Here is a 22,708-nt window from a genome sequence, read left to right on the forward strand (position 1 = left end):
GAGAAGATGTGCCTGGTAGCTGCGGGGAGGGTGGGCGATCGTACTGCAGGCGTCTTCGATGGCCGAGGTGGTCCGCGGCGCCACGGTGTCTGTGTGGGCCGGCGCGGAGTTCCTGGGTAGCGGGTTCTTCATCGAGCCGCACCTGGTCGTGACCTGCGCGCACGTGGTGTGGCGGCGGCCGGACCGGGTCGTGGTGCGCTGGCGCGGGCACGACCTCGCCGGCGAGGTGGTGGTGCGGGCGCCGGCGGAGCGGGGCGACGGCGAGTTCTACGCGCACCCGGACGTGGCGATCGTGCGGGTCACGGCGGCGCCGGACCATCCGGTGGCCCGGCTGGCCGGCGACCTCACGGTGCCGCCGGAGCTGTTCGCGTACGGGTTCAGCCTGGATACGCCGAACGGGTTCGACGAGCACACGCTCCGGCTGACCGTGGTGGGGCGCAGCGGCCAGTTCCTGCGCCTGAAGGACGACGAGATCGCCGACGGGATGAGCGGCGCGCCGGCGCTCGATGTCCGCACCGGCCTGGTGTACGGGATCGTCAAGGGCTCGCGCGACTACGCCGCCCCGCGCGGCGGGTGGATCGTGCAGGCCACCGACGTGGCGCTGGTGCGGTCCGGCCATGCCTCGGCGCTGGGGCCGCCGGCCGGTCCGGCCCGCCCGCGGATCCGCCCGAAGCCCGGCAGCCCGCTGCACGACCTGCTTGTGGCCCAGTGCCGGGCGGCCGAGCGGCTGCCGTACCGGCTGGTCGACGGGCCGTCGCCGGCGCTGTCCACCATCTACGTGCGGCAGCGGGCCGCGCCGCGGTACGCCGGGCCGGGCACGGACGTCCCGGTCCGCTCGGTCGCCGAGGTGCTGCGCCGGCACCGGCACACGCTGGTGGTCGGCGGGCCCGGGGCCGGCAAGTCGGCACTGGTGCAGCACATCGTCGGGGAGACCGCCACCTGGTGGCTGGACGCCGAGGGCGAGGCGCCCGCGCCGTACGGGCCGGCGCTGGCCGTACGCGTGCCGGCGACCGCCATGCTGGGCCGGCGGCCGTGGCTGGAGTTGTTGGCCGGCGCGGTGGAGCGGGACCTGTCCGACTACCTCGACCGCCCGGTCGACCCGGAGACGCTCGACCCGGCGGTGCTGCCCGGCGTGGAGTGGCTGCTGCTGGTGGACGGGTTGGACGAGGTGTTCGACCGCGACGAGCGCCAGCGGCTGATCGGCGTGCTCGGTCACCGGGTCGCCGAGTACGGCTCGTCCTGGCGGTTCCTGGTCACCAGCCGGCCGCTATTCGGGCGGGAGCTGGCCGGGCTCGGCGCGCACCTGCCGGACCTGTCCGCCGAGCCGCGGTTCGGCGACTACGAGCTGCGCCAGTTCGACCGGCCCGGCCTGGAGCGCTTCGCCGGGTCGTGGTTCGCCGCCCGTACGCCCCGGCGGGCGCGGGGCAACGCCGACGCGTTCCTCGACGAGGTCGACCACCGCCAACTGGATCCGCTGGTCCGGATGCCGTTGCTGGCGACGATCGCCGCCGTCGTCTTCGAGGACCGTCCACAGGGGCCGTTGCCGATGAGCCGTACCGGTCTGTACGAGCGGTTCGTCACCAACCTGGTGTACGCCCGGCAGCGCCGCCAGGACCTGCACCGCGCCCTGTCCGAGCAGCTAGCCGTCTACGGGCCGGCCGCGACCCGCCTGGTGGACCTGCTCTTCGACCGTACCCAGGAGTGGCTGGAAGAGGTGGCGCACCGCCGCCTGGAGGCGGGCGAGGAGACCGCCACGACCACGTTGGCCCACGACTGGTTGCGCCAGCAGGCTGGGCCCGCGCCGGACGTACCCGACCTGCCCCGGCACCTGCGCGCCATGCTGCTCGGCACCGGCCTGCTGACCGTCGCCGGCGACGACCTGCGCTTCATCCACCGGGGCTTCGCCGAGTACCTCGCCGCCGGGTACAACGTCCGCGCCGAGTGGGACACCCGGCAGTGGCTGCGCCGGGTGCGGCGGGACGGTGTCACCAACCTCGACATGTTCCGGCTGGCCCGGTGGGCCGACGCCGGCAACGACCCGGCGCCGGTGCTACGCCGGCTGCTGCGGATACGGCTGGACCCGCGGCCGCCGTTCGTGCGGCGCCCGCAGCTGCTCGACTTCTGCGCCGTGCTGCGCGACGGCCTCCCACTGCCGGACGGGTCGGTGGACCGGCTGCTCGCCGCGGGCTTCGCCGCCGTCCGCCGGCTCAAGGTCGTCGACGAGGCCGCCCTGCCCGCCCTGACGTACGCGCTGCGGTCGCTGCACGCCCGCTCCACCGGACCGGAACGCCTCACCCGGCTGGCCCTGGACCGGCGGGTCGCCCCGATCAAGCGCATCGCGGCGGCCCGCGCCCTGGTCCTCACCGGCACCGAGGGCAACCGCCGGGTGGCCGTCGACGCGCTCGCGGCCATCCTCGCGGGCAGCCGCCCGGACGACGCGGGCGGGCTCTGGGCCGCGTACACCCTGGCTTTGATCGGTGATGCCGCGGACCGCGAGCGGGCGATCGGCCATCTGTCGACGGCGGTGGCCGCCGCGGGCGCCCCCGAGAGCCGGGTGCGGGCGGCGGTGTTCCTGACCGAGCTCGGGCACGGGCCCACCGCCGACCGGCAGTTGCTCGTGCATGCGGTCAGCCCGGCGCGGACGCCCGCCCAGCGGATCGAGGCCATCGAGACGCTCCGCCTCGTCGGCCCGGCGGGTGCCGGCGCGCCGATGACCGAGCGGCTGGCGGACGTGCGCCAGCACCTGTGGGCGGCCGGCCTGAGCCGTCCTGGCGGGCTGGCCAGGCCGAGCGCCATGGCCGAGGTGCTGTCGGTCGGGGTGGGCGACCTGCTCTGGCTCGCGGACGGCGCCGCACGGCTGGCCGGCCGCGACCCGGACGGGACCCGCCGGATCCTCGCCGCGGCGCGCGCCGAGGGCGGGCTGACGGACGGCGCCGCCGGATACCTCACCGACGCCCTGACGAGCCAGGGCCACGGCCGGGTCGCGGACGCACTCGCCAGGTCGGCCGGCCCGGACCTCCCACCCGACCGCCCCGCGTCGACAGCGCCCGAACTGGCCGCCCGCGCCGTCGACTGGATGCTCGACCCGGACCAGCGGCTCGACGCGATCACCGAACTGGAGGCCATCGGGGAGGCGGGAACGGCGGCCTGGCTGACCCTGGCCTGGCACACCGACCCGCTCGTACCGGTGCTGTTCAAGGTCATGGCGGCGGTGGACCTGGCCCGGCACCGCGGCGAGTACGGCGTCGCCTTCGACCTGCTGCGCGCGCACTCCGGCGACCGGGACCTGCCCCGCGGCCAGCGCCTCGTCGCCCGGTTCGGCGCCGTCGCGCTCAAACTCGACACGCTCACCGCGGCGGTCAACGGCCTTCCGCCGGCGCGGCGCCTGCCGCCCTTGACGACGGTGAACGGCGCCGCGGGCGCCCGGCTGCGGGCATGGTTGCGCAGCAGCGGCGACCGGGACGACGCGCTGGCGCACGCGATCGCCGCGGCGTCGTCCCCGGCCGTGGCCGGCGAGATCCTGGCGGCACTGCTTCCCGCCGTCGACGAGACACCGGCGCCGCAGGCCCCCGCCGGCGCGGAGCTCGCCGCCGCGCAGCGGGCCATGGACGACCGTGCCGAGACGCTGCGGATCGCGGCACCGGCGGGCATGGCCCATCCGGACTGGACCGACCACCGCCTGGAGGCCAGCATCGGCCCGACCGCCGCGCGTGTGGCACGCGCCGCCCTGGCCCGGCTGGTCGCCGATCCCCACGACGCCAGGCGCGCGGAGCGGCACGTGCGCCGGTCCCCGGCCCGCGCCTGCCCGTGGTACGCGCGGCTGCTGCGGGAGCTCGACGAGACCGACGGGCCCGACCACGCGGCACGGCTGGCGCTGGCGGTCGCCCTCCGCGAGGCCGCCGAGCGGTATCCCCGGCCGCGGCGGCTCCGCGTACCACCGCCGGGTGCCTGGCGGGCGGCGCTGTCGGTGGCCGGCCGCGACGCGCGCAGCCTGGCCCTGGCCGTGGCCGCCGCCTACGCGGCGACCTACGTCGGCGCCGCCGCGGTCCTGGTCGCCGGCGGCGAGGCGCTCGCACCGCCGCTGGCCACCCGGATCGCCGCGGTGCAGAGCCAGCTCGTGCTGCCCGTGCTCGTGGTCATGGGCTGCCTGCTGCTCCGCCCGGCCCGCTCGTTCGTCGCCGCGCGCCGCGCCCGATGGGCGGCCTGGGCGGCCGGCGGCGTGGCCGCGCTCCTGGCCAGACCGGGCGCCGCCGAGCTGCGGGTCCCGGCATCGGACACCGTCCGGGACATCCTGAACCGCGCCGGCGGCTTCGTCCTGGACGCGCTGCCCGCCACGGCCCGGCCCGCGCTGGCCGTCGCCGCCGCGGGCATCGGGTGGCCATCCTCACCACGCACCTGCCACTGATCACGAAGGCGGCGCGGCGGCCGGCCCGGCTCCGCACGGCCGCGAAGGCCGCCGCGCTGGCCGGCACCGCTTGGTACGCCTTGTCCCTCGGCCTCGGCGACCTACCGACCACCGTCACCGCGATCGGTTCCTTCTTCGCCGCCGCCGGCTTGCCGTAAGAGTGGCGCTGGGGACAGGCACGTGATCCCGAGGAGGGCTCAGCGCTTGAGCGTGAAGGTGAAGTCGCCGGAGAGCTTGCCGCTCAGCCGGACCGCCGAAACGAGTTTCCCCTCCGTGATCAGTCTCTCGACCTCGGCCCGCGAAAGACCGCAGCCTTCAGCGATCAGTCGCACCGGCCGGACCGGGATCCGCGCCGCGAAGCGGACCGAGACGTCGATCATCTCGCGGTCCAGGTGATCCGATCCGCCGGTGTCGAGGCGCCAGGCGTTGTCCCAGTCGAGGGCGATGCGATTACGGCGCTGCACGACCGGATCCTGGAGCAGTTGAGCTGTCAGGCCAGGGTCGTTGTGATGCAGCCGGTCCAGCAGATCAGGTGGTACGGAGCGCACATTCATCCGCTCCAGGACCGTGAGCTTTGCGGTTTCCCCGCAGGCGGTACAGAGCACGAGGAGCCAGGCGTCGATGAGCTTGTGGTTTGCGTTGACGCGAAATTTGCCGCTTGGCCGGAAGCGCTCGGACCCGCACGCGTGGCAGCGGCGGCGAACGAGCGGCAGGCAGATGGGCACGACCACCCAGTTTTTGAGCACAGAAATACACCGGTTTCAGTGAGAAGTCCGCAGCAAAGAAGGAGCGCGGCGCAGATGCGCGACGCGCGACAAATCAGCGCTCGGTAGGTCTCACAGGGTGTACAACGGCACGTCCTTGCCTAGACGACCTGCTTCGGCAGCACGGTAATGGCGCACAGCGGCGCTGCGCCACTGGTTTCGAGCGCCTCACCGCCAGCTCGTCGTGGGCTCTATTCCGGCATCTGGGTGGACAGGCAGAACGGGTGACCGGCGGGGTCGAGCATCACCCGCCATCGATGCGGCGCCGGTTGGGTGGCGGCGCGGCGTGCCCCGAGGCGGATCGCCGCTGCCTCCGCCTGGTCGAGGTCACTGACCGCGACATCGAGGTGGATCTGTTTGGGCATCGCCGCGCCGGGCCAGGTCGGCGGCTGGTAGTGCGGCACCCGCACGGCGGCCAACCAGCCGCGCTCGGTCTTCACGGCGACGAATGCTTCGCCGGCGAGCGCTATCTCGCCGCCAACAAGTTCGGCCCAGAACCGCGCCAGCGCAGGCGGATCATCACAGTCCAGTGTCACCGCCGCCAAACGACCAACCGCCACGGCGTGAGAGCTTAGCCGGCTCTGACGCCTTCGCGGGGGACGTACCGCCCGCGTCGCCGACCTGGGCGATGCCCGACTTACAGTGGCGGTGTGCAGATCCGGATCGAGGGTCATGACCTGCCTGGGCGGCGTGCTGGCGCCGGGGCCGACGCGTTGCGGCTGGGCAACGTACACGTGGGGGTGCAGCGCCGGGCCGAGGTGGTCGACCGAGTACCGGCCGGCGCGGCCGAGGCGACCTGGCAGTTCGAGGTGACCAGCCGCGAGGTGGACGGGCTGCTGGACGTCGGCGGGCCCTGGGTCCACGGACGACCGGGTGCGCGGTTCCTCTACCTGAGCTGGGGCGCGGTGACGGGGGACCGGTTCGAGATGTTCCGGCGGGCGAAGTTGATGTTCGGCGATGTCCCGACCGACCTGCTGCGCGCCGCGCACGACGGCGCGGGGGTGCTGGTCTGCCGGGTCGGCCTCACCGACGCCAAGGGCGAGCCGCTGTGCGCCCGTGTCCGCCCACCGAACATCGTGTGGGCGCTGCATGACACCCTGGCCCGAGGTGATCACCACTGAGGGGGGTTCGTCGTTCTCCGTAGCGTCGGGTCGCAGGCCCGCGGAGCGTGAGGTGGACGATGGTGCAGGCGCGGGGCGGGGTCGAACTGGACGAGGTACTCGCCGAGTTGGTTGCGCGTCGTTGGGAGTTCCGCGAGCAGCGCTACGTGTCCAAGGACTTCGTCGCCCAGCTCAAGCGGCTTGGCCTGTACCGGGTCGCGACGCCGGAGCGGTTCGGCGGCGAGCGGATGTCGCCGGCGGAGTTTCTGCGGCGGATCGAGCGGATCTCGGTTGTCGACGGCTCCACCGGCTGGGTCGCGAGCTTTGGTTCCTTGCCGATCTATCTCGGCTCGTTGCCGCTCGAGGCGCAGGAGGTGCTGTACGCCGACGGCCCCGATGTCGTCCTGGCCGGCGCGCTGCACCCGGCTCAGCGGGCGACGCCGACCGAGCGAGGCTTCCTTGTCAACGGCCGGTGGAAGTTCGCCAGCGGTTGTATGGCCGCCGACATCATCTGCGTCGGCATCCCCGGCGACGACGCGCTCGGCAGGCCGCGCGGGGCGCTCATCCGTCCGGAACGCCTTCAGATCGTGCAGGATTGGGACGTCGTCGGGATGCAGGGCACCGGCTCGTTCGACGTGGTCGCCAAGGACGTCGAGGTCGACCGGGAGTGGACCTTCGTCCGTGGTGGGGAGCCGGTGATCGACGAGCCGCTGTTCCGCTACCCGGCGATCGCCTACGCCGCCCAGTCGCTGTCCGTGGTCTCCGCCGGCGTGGCCCGGGCCGCGCTCGACTTCGCCGAGGAGGTGGGCAGCGGCCGGGCCAGCACCACGGGTGCTCCGAAGCTCGCGGACCGCGGCTACTACCGCGCCGGTATCGCCGAGGCGGAGGCCAGGCTGCGTTCGGCCCGCGCCTATTTCTACGAGGCCGCTGACGAGGCATGGGAGGCAGTTGTCGCCGGTGGCCAGGTCGGCGAGGAGCAGAACGCCCATCTGCGGCTCTCGGCGGCGTATCTCGCCCGGACCTGCTCGGAGGTGGTCCACCAGGTCGTCTCGCTGTCCGGCGTCGTAGCCATCTACCGCGACCACCCGCTGCCCGCGCTGCTCGGCGACGCGCTGGTGCCCCAGGAGCATGCCTTCCTCAGCCCGGCCATGTACGACGCCGCGGGAGCCGTCCTCATGGGACAGCCGGCCACCATCCCGGCCTTCCGGTGAGCCGGCTCACATTTCGGGAGCTGATGTCACACTCCGGCCGCCTGGATCGCTCTTCGGGGGCTAACCGCGACAGGAGGCACCCCGATGCGCGACACGATGCGAAAAGCGATGTCCTTGCCCAGCGGCAGGGTGGCGAAATGGGTCATCGCGGCCCTCTGGATCGCCATGCTGGTCCCGGCCTTCATGTTCGCCGGCAAGCTCGGCGACGTGGAGAAGAACGACAGTTCGGCCTGGCTGCCCGGTAACGCGGAGGCGACCGAGGTCGTCGAGCAGGCCAAGAAGTTCCAGCCCGCCGAGACCCTGCCCGCGATCGTGATCTACGACCGGCCGGCGGGCGTCACCTCCGCCGACCTGGCCAAGGCCCAGGCCGACGCCGACGCGTTCACGGGCATCAAGGACGTCGTGGGGCAGCCGCAGGGCCCGGCGAAGGCCCAGGACGGCAAGGCCATCCAGACCGTGGTCCAGGTGCACTCCGGCACAGAGGGCTGGAGGGGGATCCGCAAGGCCGTGGACGAGATGAACAAGATCGGCGAACGGAACGCCAACGGTCTCGGCTTCCACGTCACCGGGCCGGCCGGTTACGCGTCCGACTCGATGAAGGCGTTCGGCGGAGGAGGCGCCCTGGGGATGATCACCGCGTTGGTGGTGGTCGTCATCCTGCTGTTCACCTACCGCAGCCCGTTGCTGCCCCTGTTGCCGCTGCTGACCGCGGGCGGCGCCTTGGTCATGTCGGAAGCGGTGATCTATCTGCTGGCGAAGCACGCCGGGCTCACCGTCAACGCGCAGACCAGCTTCATCCTGACCGTGCTGGTGTTCGGTGCCGCCACCGACTACGCGCTCCTGCTCACCTCGCGGTACCGGGAGGAACTGCGGCGGCACGAGGACCGGCACGAGGCGATGGCGGTGGCCCTGCACCGCTCCGGTCCCGCGATCGTCGCCAGCGCCGCGACCGTCGCGGTCAGCCTGCTGATGCTGCTGCTGGCCACCCTCAACTCCACCAAGGGGCTCGGGCCGGCCTGCGCCGTCGGCATCCTCGTCGGGCTGCTGGCCATGGTCACCCTGATGCCGGCCCTGCTGGTCATCTGCGGCCGCTGGATCTTCTGGCCGGTGCGGCCGTCGTACGGGTCGACCGGGTCGACCAAGGAGGGCATCTGGACCCGGGTCGGCGCCGCCGTCTCCGGCCGGCCGCGGATCGTGTGGATCGGCGCCGCGCTCGTCCTCGGCGTGATGGCGGTCGGGGTGTTCGGGCTCAAGGCCGACGGGATCTCCAGCAGGGACCAGTTCACCAGCAAGCCGGCGACGGTGGTCGGCGAGGAGATCCAGGCCCGGCACTTCCCGGCCGGGTCGGGTGACCCCATCTATGTCGTGGCCAAGGCCGCCTCGGCGGAGCGGGTGAAGACCGTGCTGTCCGGCGTCCCAGGGGTCGCCGACGTCGCGCCGCCGGTGATCAAGGACGGCGAGGCATTCATTCTCGCCACGCTCGCGGACGCGCCCAGCAGCAAGGCCGCGATGCGTACCGTCGAGCGGGCCAGGACCGCGGTCCACGAGATCGACAGCGCGGATGCCCGGCTCGGCGGCAGCACGGCGATCACCCTCGACATACAGCGGGCGGCCGCCCGCGACTCCAAGGTGATCATCCCGATCGTGCTCGTCGTGGTCTTCCTGATCCTCGCCCTGCTGCTGCGGGCGATCGTCGCACCGCTGCTGCTCATGGCGACGGTGGTGCTGTCGTTCGGCGCGGCCCTGGGCGTGAGCAGCCTGGTGTTCAACCACGTGTTCCACTTCGCCGGTGCGGACGCCGCCTTCCCGCTGCTGGCGTTCGTGTTCCTGGTCGCCCTGGGCATCGACTACAACATCTTCCTGGTCACCCGGGTACGGGAGGAGGCGCTGCGATATGGCACCCGGCGCGGCGCGCTGACCGGCCTGTCCGCCACCGGCGGCGTGATCACCTCGGCGGGTCTGGTGCTGGCCGGGACGTTCGCGGCGCTGGGCTCGCTGCCGCTGGTGTTCGCGGCGCAGCTCGGGTTCACGGTGGCGTTCGGTGTGCTGCTGGACACCATGATCGTCCGCTCGGTGCTGGTCACCGCGCTGACCCTGGACGTGGGTCGATGGATGTGGTGGCCCAGCAAGCTGTTCAAGCAGCACGACGATCCGCCGCCGGCGGGCGAGTCCGCCCGCGAACCCGCTCTGGCGGGCACGTGACGGCCGGCTACAGCTGGGGAATGGCCTGGTCGGTCGTTCGTCGGTCTCGAAGATCTGCGCGGCGCTGCCGACCAGCTGCGGGTCCGGTGCGCCGACCAGGTCGGCGTCCTTGTTGTGGTACGGGAACAGGTTCAGTACGTGGCGCATCGCGTTGACCCGGGCCCGTTTCTTGTCGTTGCTCTTGATGACCGTCCAGGGCGCGTCGGCCGTGTCGGTGTAGAAGAACATCGCCTCCTTGGCCTCGGTGTAGTCGTCCCACCGGTCCAGCGAGGCCAGGTCGGTGGGGGAGAGCTTCCACTGGCGGACCGGGTCGACCTGCCGGATGACGAAGCGCGTCTGCTGCTCGCGGCGGGACACCGAGAACCAGAACTTGACCAGATGGATGCCCGAACGCACCAGCATCTGCTCCAGTTCGGGCGCCTGTCGCATGAACTCCAGGTACTCGGTGCGGGTGCAGTAGCCCATGACGCGTTCCACGCCGGCGCGGTTGTACCAGGACCGGTCGAACAGGACGATCTCACCGGCCGCGGGCAGGTGGGCGACGTACCGCTGGAAGTACCACTGGGCGGCCTCGCGCTCGCTGGGTTTCTCCAGCGCGACGACGCGGGCGCCGCGGGGTTGAGGTGCTCCATGAACCGCTTGATGGTGCCGCCCTTGCCCGCGGCGTCGCGCCCTTCGAAGAGGACCACCAGCCGGGCACCGGTGGCCTTGACCCAGTTCTGCAGCTTGAGCAGCTCGATCTGCAGCAGGCGCTTGTCCCGTTCGTAGTCGTCGCGGCTCATCCGCTCCGGGTACGGGTAGCCCTCCCGCCAGGTGTCGACCGGCTGGCCGTCGTGGCCGACCAGTACCGGGTCGTCGTCGTCATCGTCGACGACCCGGTAGTCGCCCAGGCGTTCTAGCAGCGATTCGTTCACGTCGACCATGCCGACACGCTAAGGCGCGGAGTGCCGTGGTGGCGAGGCCGTCGACCGAAGTTCACCGCACGGCCATCAGCCTCTGGTCCACGCCTGGTGTGTGCCGCCGTTGCAGTACCAGACGTCGACCGCGGTGCCGTTGCCGGTGCCGCCGCCCGAGGCGTCCAGGCAGAGCGCCGGGTTGGCGACGCTGGTGACCGTCTGGTCCGCGTTGAGGTCCCACTGCTGGGCCGCGGCGCCGGTGCAGTCGGCGATGACCACCGGATCTCCGGCCGTCGTCCCGGTGCCGCCCACGGTCATGCACTTGGTGCCGTAGATCTGCACCTGCTTGTTCGCGGCCCAGTTCCAGGACTGGTTGCCGCCGCCGTTGCAGTCCCAGAGGTCGAGTTGCGTGCCGCTGGTCGTGCTGAAGCCGGGCACGTCCACGCAGCGGCCGGAGCCCACCCCGCGCAGGGGCTCGCCGGGGGCGCGGGCGGCAGGTCGTTGACGGGTTCGGTCTTTCCGAAGCCGTAGCCCCAGCGCAGCCGGGCGACGCCGGTGGCGCTGTTGTCGACCAGCTTGCCGTCCGCGGTCAGGGATTCGATCGAGTACGAGTCGCCGAAGCGCAGCCCCGGCCAGTACACCAGGCCCATCCGCAGGGCCCGCGCGGTGTTGGTCACGGTGGCGAAGTACGCGGTGGACACGTTGCCGTCGCGGGCCCCGTAGTTCAGGCCGATCGTCATCGGGGAGCCGGCCTCGTCGATGATGGTCCGGCTGGCGTAGTCGCCGATCCGGGGAAGCAGGTTGGCGGTCCACGCCTCGACCGTGGTGTCGTTCGCCCAGAAGCCGTAGAAGTGCAGGGACAGCAGCGTTCCGCGCAGCTGTGGGGCGGCGCCGACGCCGGTGACGTTGTCGTTGTAGCCGGTCCCGCTGATCACGACGCGGCCGCGCGGTACGTCCTTGTGCCGGGCCAGCCATCCGGAGGTGACGGACACCCACTGGTCCAGGGTGTAGCCGTGGGGCTCGTTCATGGGCTCGAAGTAGACGCGGGGGTTGCGCTTGTACTCCTTCACCACCGTGTCCCACATCGCGGTCCAGGCGGCGTCGTCGTCGACGAAGCCGTCCTTGCTGGTGTTGGCCTCCCAGTAGCTGACGATGACCTTGTCACCGCTCTGGGTGGCCGCGTCGATGGTCGCCTTGTACGACTTCCACCAGGTGGTGCCCACGCTGGCCGGGTTGATCGGTAGTCGCAGCGTGTTGGCGCCCAGGTTCTGCCGGAAGCCGGCCACCATGCGCTGGGTGGTGCGGTAGACGGTGCGGTAGTCGTCGGTCAGCGACAGGCCGCTGGGCACCACCGGGTCGCTGGCGTAGTTGTCGCGCGGATCCGCCCAGTTGACGCCGCGGAAGTCGCTGGTGCCGGGCCGCGACGCGGTGGCGCCGTACGCCATGGGTTGGAGCACGAGCAGGAGCACCGCCGCGCCGAATCCGGCGGTCAATGCGCGGGTCAGGGGCGTTCTGGGTCTGATCAGGTCCTTGAGCATGTGGTCTCCAGGGACGGTTCGCGGGGGATGGCACCGTGTCATGGCCTGTGAGCTGCCCACAAGCCCTTGTTACCACTTCGTTACCGGTTCTTAAGGAGCTTATTCTTTCCCCTTGACGAAGGGTTGGCGGGTACCTAGGCTTCGTGATCACTTAACGGGCCGGAAACCTTCCCCCAACATCCGGAGGCACAGCGCGATGACCACCGACAAGATCCAGTTCACCCGCCGGGGATTCCTCGGCATGAGTGTGGCGGCGGGCATCATCACGCTGACCGCGTGCGGTTCGGACAGCGACGGCGACAGCGGCTCCGGCAAGAGTGGCGGCAAGCTGGTCATGACGGTCTGGGGCGGCGACACCGACAAGGTCGCGTACCAGAAGCGCATCGACCTGCTGGTCAAGAAGTACCCGGAGATCTCGATAACGCTGCAGCTCATCCCGAGCGAGACGTACGAGCAGAAGGTGCAGACGATGATCGCGGGCGGAAGCGGCCCGGACATCATGCAGGTCGCCGAGAACGTCAACGTCTACTCCAGCAAGAACCAGCTCCTGCCGCTGGACGACCTGGCCAAGGGCGCCGGCATCGACCTGGCGCAGCGCTTCGGCCCGGTCGGCTCGCTGTACTCGTACAAGGACAAGGTCTACGCGGTCCCGGACCGCTCCGGCGCGATGATCGTCTACTACAACAAGACGCTGTTCTCCAAGGCCGGCGTCCAGCCGCCCACGGCGGACTGGACCTGGGACACCGCGCTGTCCTCGTTCAAGGAGCTCACCGTCGCCGGCAAGCAGTGGGGCTTCGCCGGTGCCGGCTGGTGGGCCCAGTGGTGGAGCCTGGCGTACCAGAACGGCGGCAAGATCATCGACGACAGCGGCCGCCCGACCGCGAACAGCGACGCGGTGGTCGAGGCGGTGCAGTGGGTCGCCGACCTGACCCACAAGCACGGCGTGGTGCCGACCCAGAAGCAGTACGCGGACATGGGCACCGACGTCGGCGGCGACCAGGCGTTCGCGAACGGGAAGGTGGCCGTCAACGCCACCGGGTTCTGGGGGATCAGCGGGCTCCTCAAGTCCGATGTGGACTGGGGGGTCGCGCCGTTGTGGCGCGGCAAGCAGCAGGCCGTGACGGCCTTCGGCAGCGGGCTGGCCATCTCCCGCACGTCGAAGAGCCCGGAGGCGGCCATCAAGGCGATCGAGTTCCTGAGCTCGCCGGAGGCGCAGAACCTCATCATCGAGACCGGCCAGGACGTGCCGGCGAACCTCGACGTGCAGAAGAGCGACGCGTTCCTCAAGCCGACGTGGATGACCAAGCCGGTCGACATGGACGTATTCGGCGAGTCGAGCTCGTTCATCTACCGGGCGCCGTTCATCCCCGAGTGGAACGAGATGCAGAAGGCGTTCGAGAACGGCCTCAACAACGTCTGGCTCGGCAAGGAGGACGCCCGGACGGCGCTGAACGCCGTCCAGAAGCGGCTCGAAACCATCATCAAGCCTGCGGGGTAGCGATGACCGAACTGGCTTGCGCTCGCTCCGCTCGCGCGGGTCATGCGCCTTTTGAGCCTCCCTGTAGCCGCCAGTCGCTCCGCTTTGTGGCGGCTGCGGGAGGCGGCGCATGACCGACCTCGCGGAGGCGGCACCGGCCCGCGCCGGTGCCGCCCCGGAGCGGCCTGTGTCGCGTCTGGGCGGGCTACGCAGCCGCCGGCGCAAGGAGGCGCTCTGGTTCTACCTGTTCGCCTCGCCGTGGATCATCGGCTTCCTGGTGTTCCTGTTCGGCCCGATGATCGCCTCGATCTACCTCTCGCTGACCGACTGGGACTCGTTCACCGCGCCCAACTGGGTCGGGCTGGACAACTATCGCCAGCTGCTGACCGAGGACCCGGTCTTCTGGAGTTCGCTCTGGAACACGGTCTACTACGCGGCGGTCTCCGTGCCGCTCGGCCTGCTGCTGGGGCTCTGGCTGGCCAACCTGCTCAACAAGCACGTCCGCGCGCGCAAGCTGTTCCGCACGCTCATCTACCTGCCGACGCTGGTGCCGCTGGTGGCCGCGGCGATGGTTTTCAAGATGGTGCTGGCGCCGTCGGGCGCGGTCAACGACCTGCTCGGCCTCGTCGGCATCTCCGGCCCGTCGTGGCTGCTCGACCCGGTCTGGGTCAAGCCGTCGCTGATCCTGCTGTCGGTGTGGGGCGTCGGTAGCGCCACCGTCCTGCTGCTCGCGGCGATGAAGGGCATCCCGCGCGAGCTGTACGAGGCGGCCGAAGTGGACGGCGCCGGTTCGATCCGGCAGTTCTGGAGCATCACCGTCCCGCAGCTCACCCCGATCATCTTCTTCAACCTGGTGATGGGCCTGATCGGCGCGTTCCAGGTCTTCTCCCAGGTGTACGTGCTGACCCGGGGCCGCACGCAGGCACCCGAGGACGCCAGCCAGACGATGGTGCCGTACCTGTTCGACCAGGCGTTCGCCTTCTACCACATGGGGTACGCCTCGGCGATCTCCTGGCTGCTGTTCGTCGTGATCCTCGGCTTCACGCTCATCGCCTTCCGGACCGCGCGCCGGTGGGTGTTCTACGAGACGGAGGTCAAGTGACCACGACCGCTACGACCACGCGCACCCTTCGCGCGTTCCGGGCCACGCCCTTCACGTACGCGACGCTGATGATCGTGTCGGCGCTGCTGTGCGTGCCGCTGGTGCTGGTCGTGTCGATCGCGCTGTCGTCGGACCAGACGGTGAACGCGAACACGTTCACGATCATCCCGCGCGAGTTTCACTGGGAGAACTTCACCCGGGTCTTCGACACCAGCCTGCCGATGGGCCGCTTCCTGCTGAACTCCGTCGTCATCTCGGTCTTCTCGGTGCTCGGCCAGATGCTGTCCAGCGGGCTCATCGGGTACGCGTTCGCGCGGCTGCGCGCACCGGGCAAGAACGGCCTGTTCCTGGTGGTCATCGCGACTATGATGATCCCGACGCAGATCACGATGATCCCGCAGTTCATCCTCTTCAAGGAGCTCGGCTGGATCAACACGTACCTGCCGCTGATCATCCCGAACTTCTTCTCCAACGGGTTCAACGTCTTCCTGATTCGGCAGTTCGTCTCCCGGCTGCCGCGGGAGATCGACGAGGCGGCCATGATCGACGGGCTCGGCTTCTTCGGCGTCTACCGCCGGATCATGCTGCCGATGCTGATGCCGGCGCTCATCGCGATCGGCATCTTCACCCTGACGTACACCTGGGGTGACTTCATGGGCCCGCTGATCTACCTGAACGACGAGACGAAGATGCCGCTGGCGCTCGGTATCCAGTACATCAGCAGCACCTCGGCGGCCATGCAGGCGCCGCCGTGGAACCTGGTGATGGTCGGCTCGATCCTGCTCACGCTACCCATGATCATCGTGTACTACCTGGGTCAGCGGTACCTGTACGAAATGGACATCAGCGGCGGAAGCGCAGGGGTCAAGTGACGGTACAAACCATCGTGGACAGTGGCGTCGAGCTCGACGCCGGCGGCGTCCGGATCGACGGCCAGCCGCGGCTGCTGCTCTGCGCCTCGCTGTTCTACTTCCGGCTGCCGCGCGAGGAGTGGGCGGCCCGGCTGGCGCAGGTGCGCGCCTCCGGGTACACCTGCGTCGACGTCTACCTGCCGTGGAACTTCCACGAGACCGCGCCCGGCCGGTGGTCCTTCGACGGCCGGCACGACGTCGCCGCCTTCCTCGACCTCGCCCACGAGGCCGGCCTGTACGTCATCGCGCGCCCCGGCCCGTACATCTGCTCGGAGTGGGACGGCGGCGCGCTGCCGGCGTGGCTCGGCCTGGACCCGCAGCTGCGGGTGCGGCAGAACGAGCCGCGCTTTCTCGCCGAGGTGCGCCGCTGGTTCGACCAGGTGCTGCCGCTGCTGGCGGCCCGCCAGCTCCACAATGGTGGCTCGGTGATCATGGTGCAGGTGGAGAACGAGCTCGACTTCTTCGACTGCGCCGATCGCGCCGGCTACCTGACCGCCCTGCGCGACCACGCGATCGAGCACGGCATCACCGTTCCCCTCATCGCCTGCTCGGGCCAGGGCGACCTGACCGGGGCGACGGGAGACGTGGCCGGCGTCGTGCCGGCGTGCAACTTCTACCCCGACGACGACTCGCCGCACATCGAGGCCGAGGTGCGGCGGTACGCGCACCTGCTGGCCGAGCGCGGCCTGCCGCTGCTTATCACCGAGACCAACCGCCGGCACCGCACGCTGCGGCGGCTGCTGGCCAGCGGCGCCTCGCTGATCGCGCCCTACCTCCAATCCTCCGGCTGGAACTTCGGCTACACGCCGTCCACCGGCAACTGGGGCGCACCCGGCAACCTGATGAGCCACGGCTACGACTTCGGCGGGTACGTCTCGTCGACCGGGGCCGAGCGGGCGGAGTTCGTCGAGGCGCAGGTGCTGGCGCGCGTCGTGGGCGCGCTGGGTCCGCGGCTGGCCCGGGCGACGACGGGCGGGTCGCGGCACGCCGTCACCACGGACTTCCCCACGAGTACGTCGCCAGCGGCGCTGGACCTCGACGGCGGCGGCCAGGTGCTGGCGCTGCCGAACCTCGGCACCACGCCGGGGACCGCCACGGTGGGCGGCGTGTCCGTCGCCGTCCCGGCCGACGCGAGCCCGCTGCTGCTGCTCGACCTGCCGCTGCACCCGTGGGGCGTCGACCGGACGCTGAGCCTGGCCTCCGCCGACCTGGTGGCCGTCGCGGCCGAGGGCGGGCGGCTGGCCCTGGCCTTCGCCTCCGACGTACCCGTGACGGTTGTCCTGGATGGACACCCACCGGTGGTCGTCGCGGTCGGGTCCACTGTGGAGGCCTCCGGGCTTTCTGTGGTGGTGTTGCCGCCGCCCCAGGCGGCCCGGCTCACCGCCCTGCACGCCGACGGCAGCGTGGACGTGGCCACCCCGCCGTCCCCGCGGTCGCCGGGACTGGCGACCGAGGTGACCATCGCCCGGCGGCGGCCGGGCGCCGCTTCGGCCATGCCGGCCGGCGACGCGCACGACCTGCCGCCGGCGCTGGAGTCGCTCGGCGTCTACCGCGGCCGCGGGACGTACGCGAGCACCACGGACCTGACCGGCGTCGACGAGCTGCTCCTGGTCGGCGCCGCCGATCTGGTGGACCTGTCGATCGCGGGCCGGGCGCTGCCGACGATCGCCCGCTTCGGCGCCACCGAGCGGATCGACGTGCGCGACGTACCAAGCGGACTCGAGAGCGGTGCCACCGAGATTCGGGCCACCGTGGAGATCTGGGGACACGCGAACTTCGACGACGCCCGCCTGCCCGCCCTGCACCTCGGCGGACTGCGCGGCCTCGGTACACTGTGGACGGTCGAGGCGGCGCGTGACCTGTCCGCCCTCTGGACCGTGGACGGCGCCGACCAGTGGGCCGGCGAGCCCGCGCCGACCCGCACACTGGGCGGCTGGAGCAGCACCCGGGTCGGCGTGCCGGTCACGTACACCCGCGCGCTGGACCCCGATCCGGACCGCGTGTCGGCCCTGCACCTGGCCGGGCTGGCCGAACCGGTGCGGGTCGCGGTCGACGCCGGCGCACCGGTGACCGTCCACCCGGAGGACCCCTGGCTGCTGCTGCCGTCCGGCACCCGCCAGGTGTCGCTGACGACGTCGCACAACCCCAGCGGCGCGCCCGTGCGGGCCGAACTGCTCAGCCTGCGCCCGGTGACCGGCTGGTCCTGCGCCGTCCAGGACGACAGCGCGCTGACCGCGTACGCCGACGACGCCCAGCCGGTGGGGGAGCAGGTCGCGCTGCCGCTCGCCCTGGCGGCCGGCGAGGAGGTCTGGCTGGACCTGGACCTCCCGTCGTCCGGCGCGGGCTGGCTGGTACGGCTCGACGGCGCGCAGTTGCGCGCGACCGGATGGGCCGGCGGCGAGTGCCTCGGCCGGGTGTGGCTGGCCGACCCGCAGCGGCCCCGCTTCTCCGGCGGCGACGCGGACGCGCTGTGGATCCCGGCCGCCTGGACTGCGGCCGGAACCCGACTGACCCTGCTGGTACGGGGCACCGCCGGCCCGGCGACCCCTGTCCTACGCACCGTCCGCCTCCAGCAACCCCACTGACAAGTCGCCGTGGGCGGCCCTAGGGCTCGGGCCAGGGTCGCAGCTCGTCCAGGTGGCGGTCGAGGCGGCGCAGGAAGTCGAGCAACTCCGCCTCCGGGTACCGCGTGCTCATCGCCAGGGACTGCGGCGGGATTTGGCCCGCGGCGAGGACGGCCTTGACCGCCTCGGCGTACTGCGCGGCGGGGCGGGGGAAGTGCCGCTGATGGATCATGCTGTCGGCCAACCGCCGTACGGTGTCGTCGCCCAGGTCGGCCGCGAAGTCGATGCCGTACGGCACCGCGTTGACGGAGCCGCGGACCGAGTTGGCGTCCATGGTCAGTCCTCTCCCGCGACGAGGTCCGCCAGGCGGCGCAGGTGCGGGGTGGCCCGGGCCAGGTCGCGGCGGGCGTCCGCGTCGAGTTGGGCGAGGGCGTCGGCGACCAGGGCGCGCCGGTGGGTGGCGTACGCGGCCAGGCGCTCGCGGGCCGCCTCGGTCAGGTCGAGGCGCACGGAGCGCCGGTCCTCGGGCGCCCGCGTGCGGGCCAGCAGCCCGGCGTCCACCAGGTCCCCGACCAGGGTGCTCACCGTGTTGGCCGCCATCCGCAGCGCCTCGGCGGCCTCCTTGACGCTGACGCCGGGCCGCTGCTCGACCAGGCGCAGCAGCTCGACCTGGGCGTTGGGCAGCATCTCCCGCCCGGCCCGGTGTACGGCGGCGCGGCGCAGCACCTGGTGGAACCGGCCGAGCACGAAGCTCAGTTCCTCTGCCGTCTCGTCGTTGTCCATCGCGGTCCCCGTAATGTGCTTCACAGTGCAATATATCTGAGTACAGAGCTATCGTCGGCTTGTGGCCGTACTGACGCAGCAAGCTACCGCTCTCCGGCCGCCGACGCCCGCCCGGCGCGGCGGCGGTGGCGCGCTGCTCGTCCTCCTCGGCGCGCTCACCGCGGTCGGTCCGCTGTCGATGGACCTGTACCTGCCGGCGTTTCCGCAGATCGCGGACGGTTTCGCGGTGCCCGACGCGGAGGTGCAGCTCTCGCTCACCGCGTGCCTGATCGGCCTGGCCCTGGGCCAACTCGTGACCGGCCCGCTCAGCGACCGCTGGGGTCGCCGCCGGCCGGTCGTCGCGGGTGTGGCCGCGTACGCGCTCGCGTCCCTGCTGTGCGCGTTCGCGCCGTCGGCCAGCGCGCTGGTCGCGCTGCGCCTGGTCCAGGGCCTCGCCGGCGGCGTCGGCGTCGTGGTCGCTCGGGCCATCGTGCGCGACCTGTACTCCGGCGGCGCTGCGGCGCGGTACTTCTCCCGGCTGACGCTGGTCTTCGGGCTGGCCCCGATCGCCGGGCCGAGCCTGGGGAGCCTGCTGCTGCGGTTCACGTCGTGGCGGGGCGTCTTCGTCGCGCTCGCCGTGATCGGCGCGGTCCTGGCCGCCGCCGTGGCCTGGCGCCTGCCGGAGACGCTGCCCGCCGAGCGGCGCAGCACCGGCGGCCTCGCGACGACGCTGGGCGCCGTCCGCCGGCTGGTCGCCGACCGCTATTTCATCGGGTACGCGCTGGCGCAGTCCCTCGCGTACGCCGGTCTGTTCGCGTACATCTCCGGGTCGTCGTTCGTCTTCCAGGACGTCTTCGCCCTGCCCGCCGGGGTGTTCAGCCTGCTGTTCGGCGTCAATGCGGTCGGCCTCGTCGCGGTCGGGCAGCTCAACGCCCGCCTGCTGGACCGGTACCCGCCGCGTACCCTGCTGCGGGCGACGCTCGCCGTCGGGCTGGGCGCGGCCCTGGCGCTGCTCGCCGGGGCCGCCATCGGCAGCCTCGTCACGGTCGTGGTGGCGCTGTTCGTCTTCGTGGGCACCATGGGCATGGTCATGCCCAACGGCGTCGCGCTCGCCCTCGACCGGCACAGCCGCCACGCCGGCACCGCGGCGGCCGTCCTGGGCGCGGCACAGTCCACCGTGGGCGCCCTCGCCGCCCCGCTGGTGGGCCTCGCCGGCACCGGCAGCGCCGTACCCATGGCGTTGATCATCACAGCGGCGGCCGGGCTGTCGCTGACGACCGTTGCCGTGCTGACCCGTGGAGCGCGGTCCCTGGGCGTAGGGTGACTTTCGTGGATCTCGAAGAGCGGATTGCCCTGTTCCTGGACTATGAGAACCTCGCGCTGGGCGCCCGCGACCACCGGGCGGGATGGCCTTCGACTTTCGCCCCATCGCCGACGCCCTCGCCGAGCGGGGCCGGGTGGTGGTCCGCCGGGCGTACGCCGACTGGTCGTTCTTCGACGAGGACCGCCGGATGCTGACCCGCTCGCACGTCGAGCTCATCGAGATACCCCAGCGCATGGGCGCCTCGCGCAAGAACGCCGCCGACATCAAGATGGCCGTCGACGCCGTGGAACTGGCGTTCGAGCGCGGGTACATCTCGACGTTCGTGATCTGCACGGGCGACAGTGACTTCACCCCGCTGGTCCACAAGCTTCGCGAGCTCAACAAGCGGGTCATCGGCGTCGGCGTGGAGAAGTCCACGTCGGCCCTGCTCCCGCCGGCCTGCGACGAGTTCCTCTACTACGACCGCCTGGAGGGCGTCGACATCCCGCCGGTCCGTAGCCGGCGGCCCACCTCGGCGCGGCCGCCGGCCCCCGATCCGCGGCAGGCGGAGCAGGAACCCGAGCCGCAGCCGCCGGTCGAGGAGCCCGCGCGTGACGTCGACACGCTCGCCGTCCTCGTGGCCCAGACCGTGGCCGGCCTGCAGGGCAGTTCCAGCGGCGAGGTGACCGCCTCGACGCTGAAGCGCACCCTGCTCCGCAAGGACCCGACGTTCAGCGAGTCCGACTACGGGTTCCGCACGTTCGGCGAGCTGTTGCGGCACCTCGCCGAGCGCAACGTGATCGAGTTGGCCGAAGGCCCCGCCAAGGGCGACCCCGAGGTCACCCTTCCCGAACACGGCGATCGGGAGGTGGCGTTCGAGCTGCTGCGCGTCGTGGTCCTGGACCTGACCGGCGGCGACGGCTCGGTCGCCCTTTCCGGTCTCAAAAACCAGCTTCGCCGGGTACGGCCGGACTTCAGCGAGAAGAAGCTCGGCTATCGCAGCTTCCTTCAGTTCTGCAAGGCGGCGGCCACCACCGGCGCGGTCGCTCTACAGTGGAGCCCCGACGCCGACGACTATCTGGTCACAGCTGGACCCGGACGTCCTGCGCCGCCTCCTCGATGACCTTGTCGAGCGCCGGCCAGGTCCGGTTCAGGAACTGCTCGAACTCGGACTTCGCGAACCCTCCGGCCGAGACGTTGACGATCTTTGCGGTACTGGTCAGGACCTCGACCAGGCGGCTGGTCGGCACCCCGTCGGGAAAGTCGATCTTCTCCACGCTGGCGCGGTAGGCGTCGAGCGCGTCCGCGATCGCTCGCATGTGGTCGCCGGCCCGTTGCAGCTTGGGGTCGAGCAGTTGACCGCCGGTCGCGGCCTTGACCTCGCTCTCGACCTGCGGCAGCGCGTCGTCGACGCGCGAGCGGAACTCGTCCGAGGCGTCGGCGAAGTCGCCGGCGGGGCCGCCGCCGAGCTGCGTGACGACGACGATCACGGTGACGGCGATGAGCACGGCCGCCGCCCCGATCGTCGCCGGCAGCCACCAGCGTCGCTGTCGCGTGCGCACCGGCGCGGGAACCTGAGGCGGCGCGAGCTCTTCGTCGGTCACGACTGGACCATAGTGGACCCATTCAACCCGCCGCTCGTGCGTTGCGCGCCGATCAAGGACTTCCGCGCGGATCAAGGGCATACGGCCGTGGAAAAGAGATCGAACCACGACCGTACGCCCTTGATCGACGGGAAGGTCCTTGATCGACACGGCTGAGGGTGGCGTGGGACGGGTGGGACGCGGGGTGCTGAAGCGCGCTTGAACAGGAAAGGGCTTGCCTCGATCGCGGCTCGGCAACGGTTTCAACGACCTCTTGACGGCCTTTGAAATCTGCCCTTAACGTGACCCTCACAGGTCATAATGAAACGTTTTAACCGGGAGGCTGATGTGCCCGAGCGGCAGGGAGGCGAAGCGCCGCTGTTGGCCTTGTCCGGTGTCCGGAAGTCGTTCGGCGCCGTGCACGCCCTCATCGACGTGCACCTGGAGCTGTACGCGGGCGAGGCGCACGCGCTGGTAGGGGAGAACGGCGCGGGCAAGTCGACGCTGGTGAAGGTGCTGGCCGGGGTACACGCCCGGACGCGGGCACGGTGACGCTGGACGGGGAGCCGCTGCTGCTGGGCGGGCCGGCCGACGCGCGGGCCGCCGGCATCGCGGTGATCTACCAGGAGCCGACGCTGTTTCCGGACCTGTCGGTGGCGGAGAACATCTTCATGGGGCGGCAGCCGCTGCGGGGACTGCGGCGCATCGACGGCGCGGCGATGCGGCAGCGGGCGGCCGAGCTGTTCGCGCGGTTGGGCGTACACCTGGATCCGGATCGGCCGGCGCGAGGGCTGTCGATCGCCGATCAACAGCTCGTGGAGATCGCGAAGGCGCTGTCTTTTGACGCCCGGATTTTGATCATGGATGAGCCGACGGCGGCGCTGTCCGGC

At 71.4% G+C, this 22,708-nt stretch carries 18 protein-coding genes and 3 pseudogenes; 13 read left to right on the plus strand and 8 right to left on the minus strand.

Annotated elements, in window-relative coordinates; genetic code table 11:
- The first annotated feature begins 58 nt into the window (after positions 1 to 58).
- Positions 59 to 4,405, plus strand: coding sequence for a serine protease (locus Prum_RS41940; RefSeq protein WP_173082755.1), 4,347 nt, complete (start codon positions 59 to 61; stop codon positions 4,403 to 4,405).
- Positions 4,375 to 4,563 (plus strand): hypothetical protein, encoded by a 189-nt coding sequence (locus tag Prum_RS41945; RefSeq protein WP_173082757.1) that lies wholly within the window; start codon positions 4,375 to 4,377, stop codon positions 4,561 to 4,563. The genes Prum_RS41940 and Prum_RS41945 overlap by 31 nt, the downstream gene beginning before the upstream one ends.
- Positions 4,564 to 4,602: 39 nt before the next feature.
- Here the strand turns inward: Prum_RS41945 and Prum_RS41950 are convergent, their stop codons facing one another.
- Positions 4,603 to 5,151 carry a DUF1062 domain-containing protein gene (locus tag Prum_RS41950; protein ID WP_173082759.1) on the minus strand — a complete coding sequence of 183 codons (549 nt, stop codon included), beginning with the start codon at positions 5,149 to 5,151 and terminating at the stop codon, positions 4,603 to 4,605.
- A gap of 209 nt (positions 5,152 to 5,360) precedes the next feature.
- Positions 5,361 to 5,729, minus strand: a complete 369-nt coding sequence (locus Prum_RS41955; protein ID WP_246278458.1) for a VOC family protein — start codon at positions 5,727 to 5,729, stop codon at positions 5,361 to 5,363.
- Positions 5,730 to 5,819: 90 nt separating this feature from the next.
- Between Prum_RS41955 and Prum_RS41960 the strand changes: the two genes are divergently transcribed.
- The 3 genes from Prum_RS41960 to Prum_RS41970 all read left to right on the plus strand — a co-directional run bounded on the left by Prum_RS41960 (position 5,820) and on the right by Prum_RS41970 (position 9,682).
- Positions 5,820 to 6,290, plus strand: a complete 471-nt coding sequence (locus Prum_RS41960; RefSeq protein WP_173082771.1) for a DUF5990 family protein — start codon at positions 5,820 to 5,822, stop codon at positions 6,288 to 6,290.
- Positions 6,291 to 6,349: 59 nt separating this feature from the next.
- Positions 6,350 to 7,480, plus strand: coding sequence for an acyl-CoA dehydrogenase family protein (locus Prum_RS41965; RefSeq protein WP_173082773.1), 1,131 nt, complete (start codon positions 6,350 to 6,352; stop codon positions 7,478 to 7,480).
- A 108-nt stretch (positions 7,481 to 7,588) separates the two neighbouring features.
- Entirely contained in the window at positions 7,589 to 9,682 is a 2,094-nt protein-coding gene (locus Prum_RS41970) for an MMPL family transporter (RefSeq protein WP_218577618.1), read from the plus strand.
- A gap of 165 nt (positions 9,683 to 9,847) precedes the next feature.
- On the opposite strand, the pseudogene ppk2 reads toward Prum_RS41970, so the two are convergent.
- Positions 9,848 to 10,422, minus strand: a pseudogene (ppk2, locus tag Prum_RS52865) (polyphosphate kinase 2); the annotation flags it as partial.
- Here ppk2 and Prum_RS55495 point away from each other — a divergent pair.
- A complete protein-coding gene (locus Prum_RS55495; RefSeq protein WP_371871424.1) occupies positions 10,306 to 10,581 on the plus strand; it encodes a hypothetical protein in 276 nt (91 codons plus the stop codon). The pseudogene ppk2 and the gene Prum_RS55495 overlap by 117 nt on opposite strands.
- Before the next feature lie 90 nt (positions 10,582 to 10,671).
- On the opposite strand, the gene Prum_RS52875 is transcribed toward Prum_RS55495, so the two are convergent.
- Both Prum_RS52875 and Prum_RS52880 read right to left on the minus strand, forming a co-directional pair.
- Positions 10,672 to 11,040, minus strand: a complete 369-nt coding sequence (locus Prum_RS52875) for a ricin-type beta-trefoil lectin domain protein (RefSeq protein WP_246278459.1) — start codon at positions 11,038 to 11,040, stop codon at positions 10,672 to 10,674.
- A 230-nt stretch (positions 11,041 to 11,270) separates the two neighbouring features.
- Positions 11,271 to 12,158, minus strand: a pseudogene (locus Prum_RS52880) (cellulase family glycosylhydrolase); the annotation flags it as partial.
- Positions 12,159 to 12,312: 154 nt separating this feature from the next.
- Between Prum_RS52880 and Prum_RS41985 the strand changes: the two are divergent.
- The 4 genes from Prum_RS41985 (at position 12,313) to Prum_RS41995 (ending at position 18,191) form a co-directional block, all read left to right on the plus strand.
- Complete coding sequence (locus tag Prum_RS41985) at positions 12,313 to 13,614, plus strand: ABC transporter substrate-binding protein (protein WP_173082777.1); 1,302 nt, start codon at positions 12,313 to 12,315, stop codon at positions 13,612 to 13,614.
- Positions 13,615 to 13,723: 109 nt separating this feature from the next.
- Positions 13,724 to 14,695 carry a carbohydrate ABC transporter permease gene (locus Prum_RS41990; protein ID WP_173082779.1) on the plus strand — a complete coding sequence of 324 codons (972 nt, stop codon included), beginning with the start codon at positions 13,724 to 13,726 and terminating at the stop codon, positions 14,693 to 14,695.
- A complete protein-coding gene (locus Prum_RS50245) occupies positions 14,692 to 15,567 on the plus strand; it encodes a carbohydrate ABC transporter permease (protein WP_218577619.1) in 876 nt (291 codons plus the stop codon). Before Prum_RS41990 ends, Prum_RS50245 begins: the two co-directional genes overlap by 4 nt.
- Complete coding sequence (locus tag Prum_RS41995) at positions 15,564 to 18,191, plus strand: beta-galactosidase (protein ID WP_218577620.1); 2,628 nt, start codon at positions 15,564 to 15,566, stop codon at positions 18,189 to 18,191. The genes Prum_RS50245 and Prum_RS41995 overlap by 4 nt, the downstream gene beginning before the upstream one ends.
- 19 nt (positions 18,192 to 18,210) lie before the next feature.
- Here Prum_RS41995 and Prum_RS42000 read toward each other — a convergent pair whose 3' ends face one another.
- Positions 18,211 to 18,504: a hypothetical protein gene (locus tag Prum_RS42000; RefSeq protein ID WP_173082783.1), complete on the minus strand. Its 294-nt coding sequence runs from the start codon at positions 18,502 to 18,504 to the stop codon at positions 18,211 to 18,213.
- 2 nt (positions 18,505 to 18,506) lie between these two features.
- Positions 18,507 to 18,953: a MarR family winged helix-turn-helix transcriptional regulator gene (locus Prum_RS42005; protein WP_173082784.1), complete on the minus strand. Its 447-nt coding sequence runs from the start codon at positions 18,951 to 18,953 to the stop codon at positions 18,507 to 18,509.
- Between the two features lie 61 nt (positions 18,954 to 19,014).
- Between Prum_RS42005 and Prum_RS42010 the strand changes: the two genes are divergently transcribed.
- Together Prum_RS42010 and Prum_RS42015 are read left to right on the plus strand one after the other, a co-directional pair.
- Positions 19,015 to 20,256, plus strand: a complete 1,242-nt coding sequence (locus Prum_RS42010) for a multidrug effflux MFS transporter (RefSeq protein ID WP_173082785.1) — start codon at positions 19,015 to 19,017, stop codon at positions 20,254 to 20,256.
- An 82-nt stretch (positions 20,257 to 20,338) separates the two neighbouring features.
- Positions 20,339 to 21,358 (plus strand): PIN domain-containing protein, encoded by a 1,020-nt coding sequence (locus tag Prum_RS42015; protein WP_246278460.1) that lies wholly within the window; start codon positions 20,339 to 20,341, stop codon positions 21,356 to 21,358.
- On the opposite strand, the gene Prum_RS42020 is transcribed toward Prum_RS42015, so the two are convergent.
- On the minus strand, positions 21,318 to 21,839 hold the full coding sequence (locus Prum_RS42020; protein WP_173082786.1) for a hypothetical protein: 522 nt from the start codon (positions 21,837 to 21,839) through the stop codon (positions 21,318 to 21,320). The two genes, Prum_RS42015 and Prum_RS42020, sit on opposite strands and share 41 nt — an antisense overlap.
- A gap of 300 nt (positions 21,840 to 22,139) precedes the next feature.
- On the opposite strand from Prum_RS42020, the pseudogene Prum_RS52885 reads away from it, so the two are divergent.
- Positions 22,140 to 22,636, plus strand: a pseudogene (locus Prum_RS52885) (ATP-binding cassette domain-containing protein); the annotation flags it as partial.
- Positions 22,637 to 22,708: the final 72 nt, after the last annotated feature.

This window comes from Phytohabitans rumicis (assembly GCF_011764445.1).
GTDB lineage: Bacteria > Actinomycetota > Actinomycetes > Mycobacteriales > Micromonosporaceae > Phytohabitans > Phytohabitans rumicis.

Coding starts and splice junctions, on each gene's coding strand:
- Prum_RS41940 (WP_173082755.1), top strand. CDS start 59: ATGGCCGAGGTGGTCCGCGGCGCCACGGTGTCTGTGTGGGCCGGCGCG.
- Prum_RS41965 (WP_173082773.1), top strand. CDS start 6,350: ATGGTGCAGGCGCGGGGCGGGGTCGAACTGGACGAGGTACTCGCCGAG.
- Prum_RS41970 (WP_218577618.1), top strand. CDS start 7,589: ATGTCCTTGCCCAGCGGCAGGGTGGCGAAATGGGTCATCGCGGCCCTC.
- Prum_RS41985 (WP_173082777.1), top strand. CDS start 12,313: ATGACCACCGACAAGATCCAGTTCACCCGCCGGGGATTCCTCGGCATG.
- Prum_RS41990 (WP_173082779.1), top strand. CDS start 13,724: ATGACCGACCTCGCGGAGGCGGCACCGGCCCGCGCCGGTGCCGCCCCG.
- Prum_RS42000 (WP_173082783.1), bottom strand. CDS start 18,504: ATGGACGCCAACTCGGTCCGCGGCTCCGTCAACGCGGTGCCGTACGGC.
- Prum_RS42005 (WP_173082784.1), bottom strand. CDS start 18,953: ATGGACAACGACGAGACGGCAGAGGAACTGAGCTTCGTGCTCGGCCGG.
- Prum_RS42015 (WP_246278460.1), top strand. CDS start 20,339: ATGGCCTTCGACTTTCGCCCCATCGCCGACGCCCTCGCCGAGCGGGGC.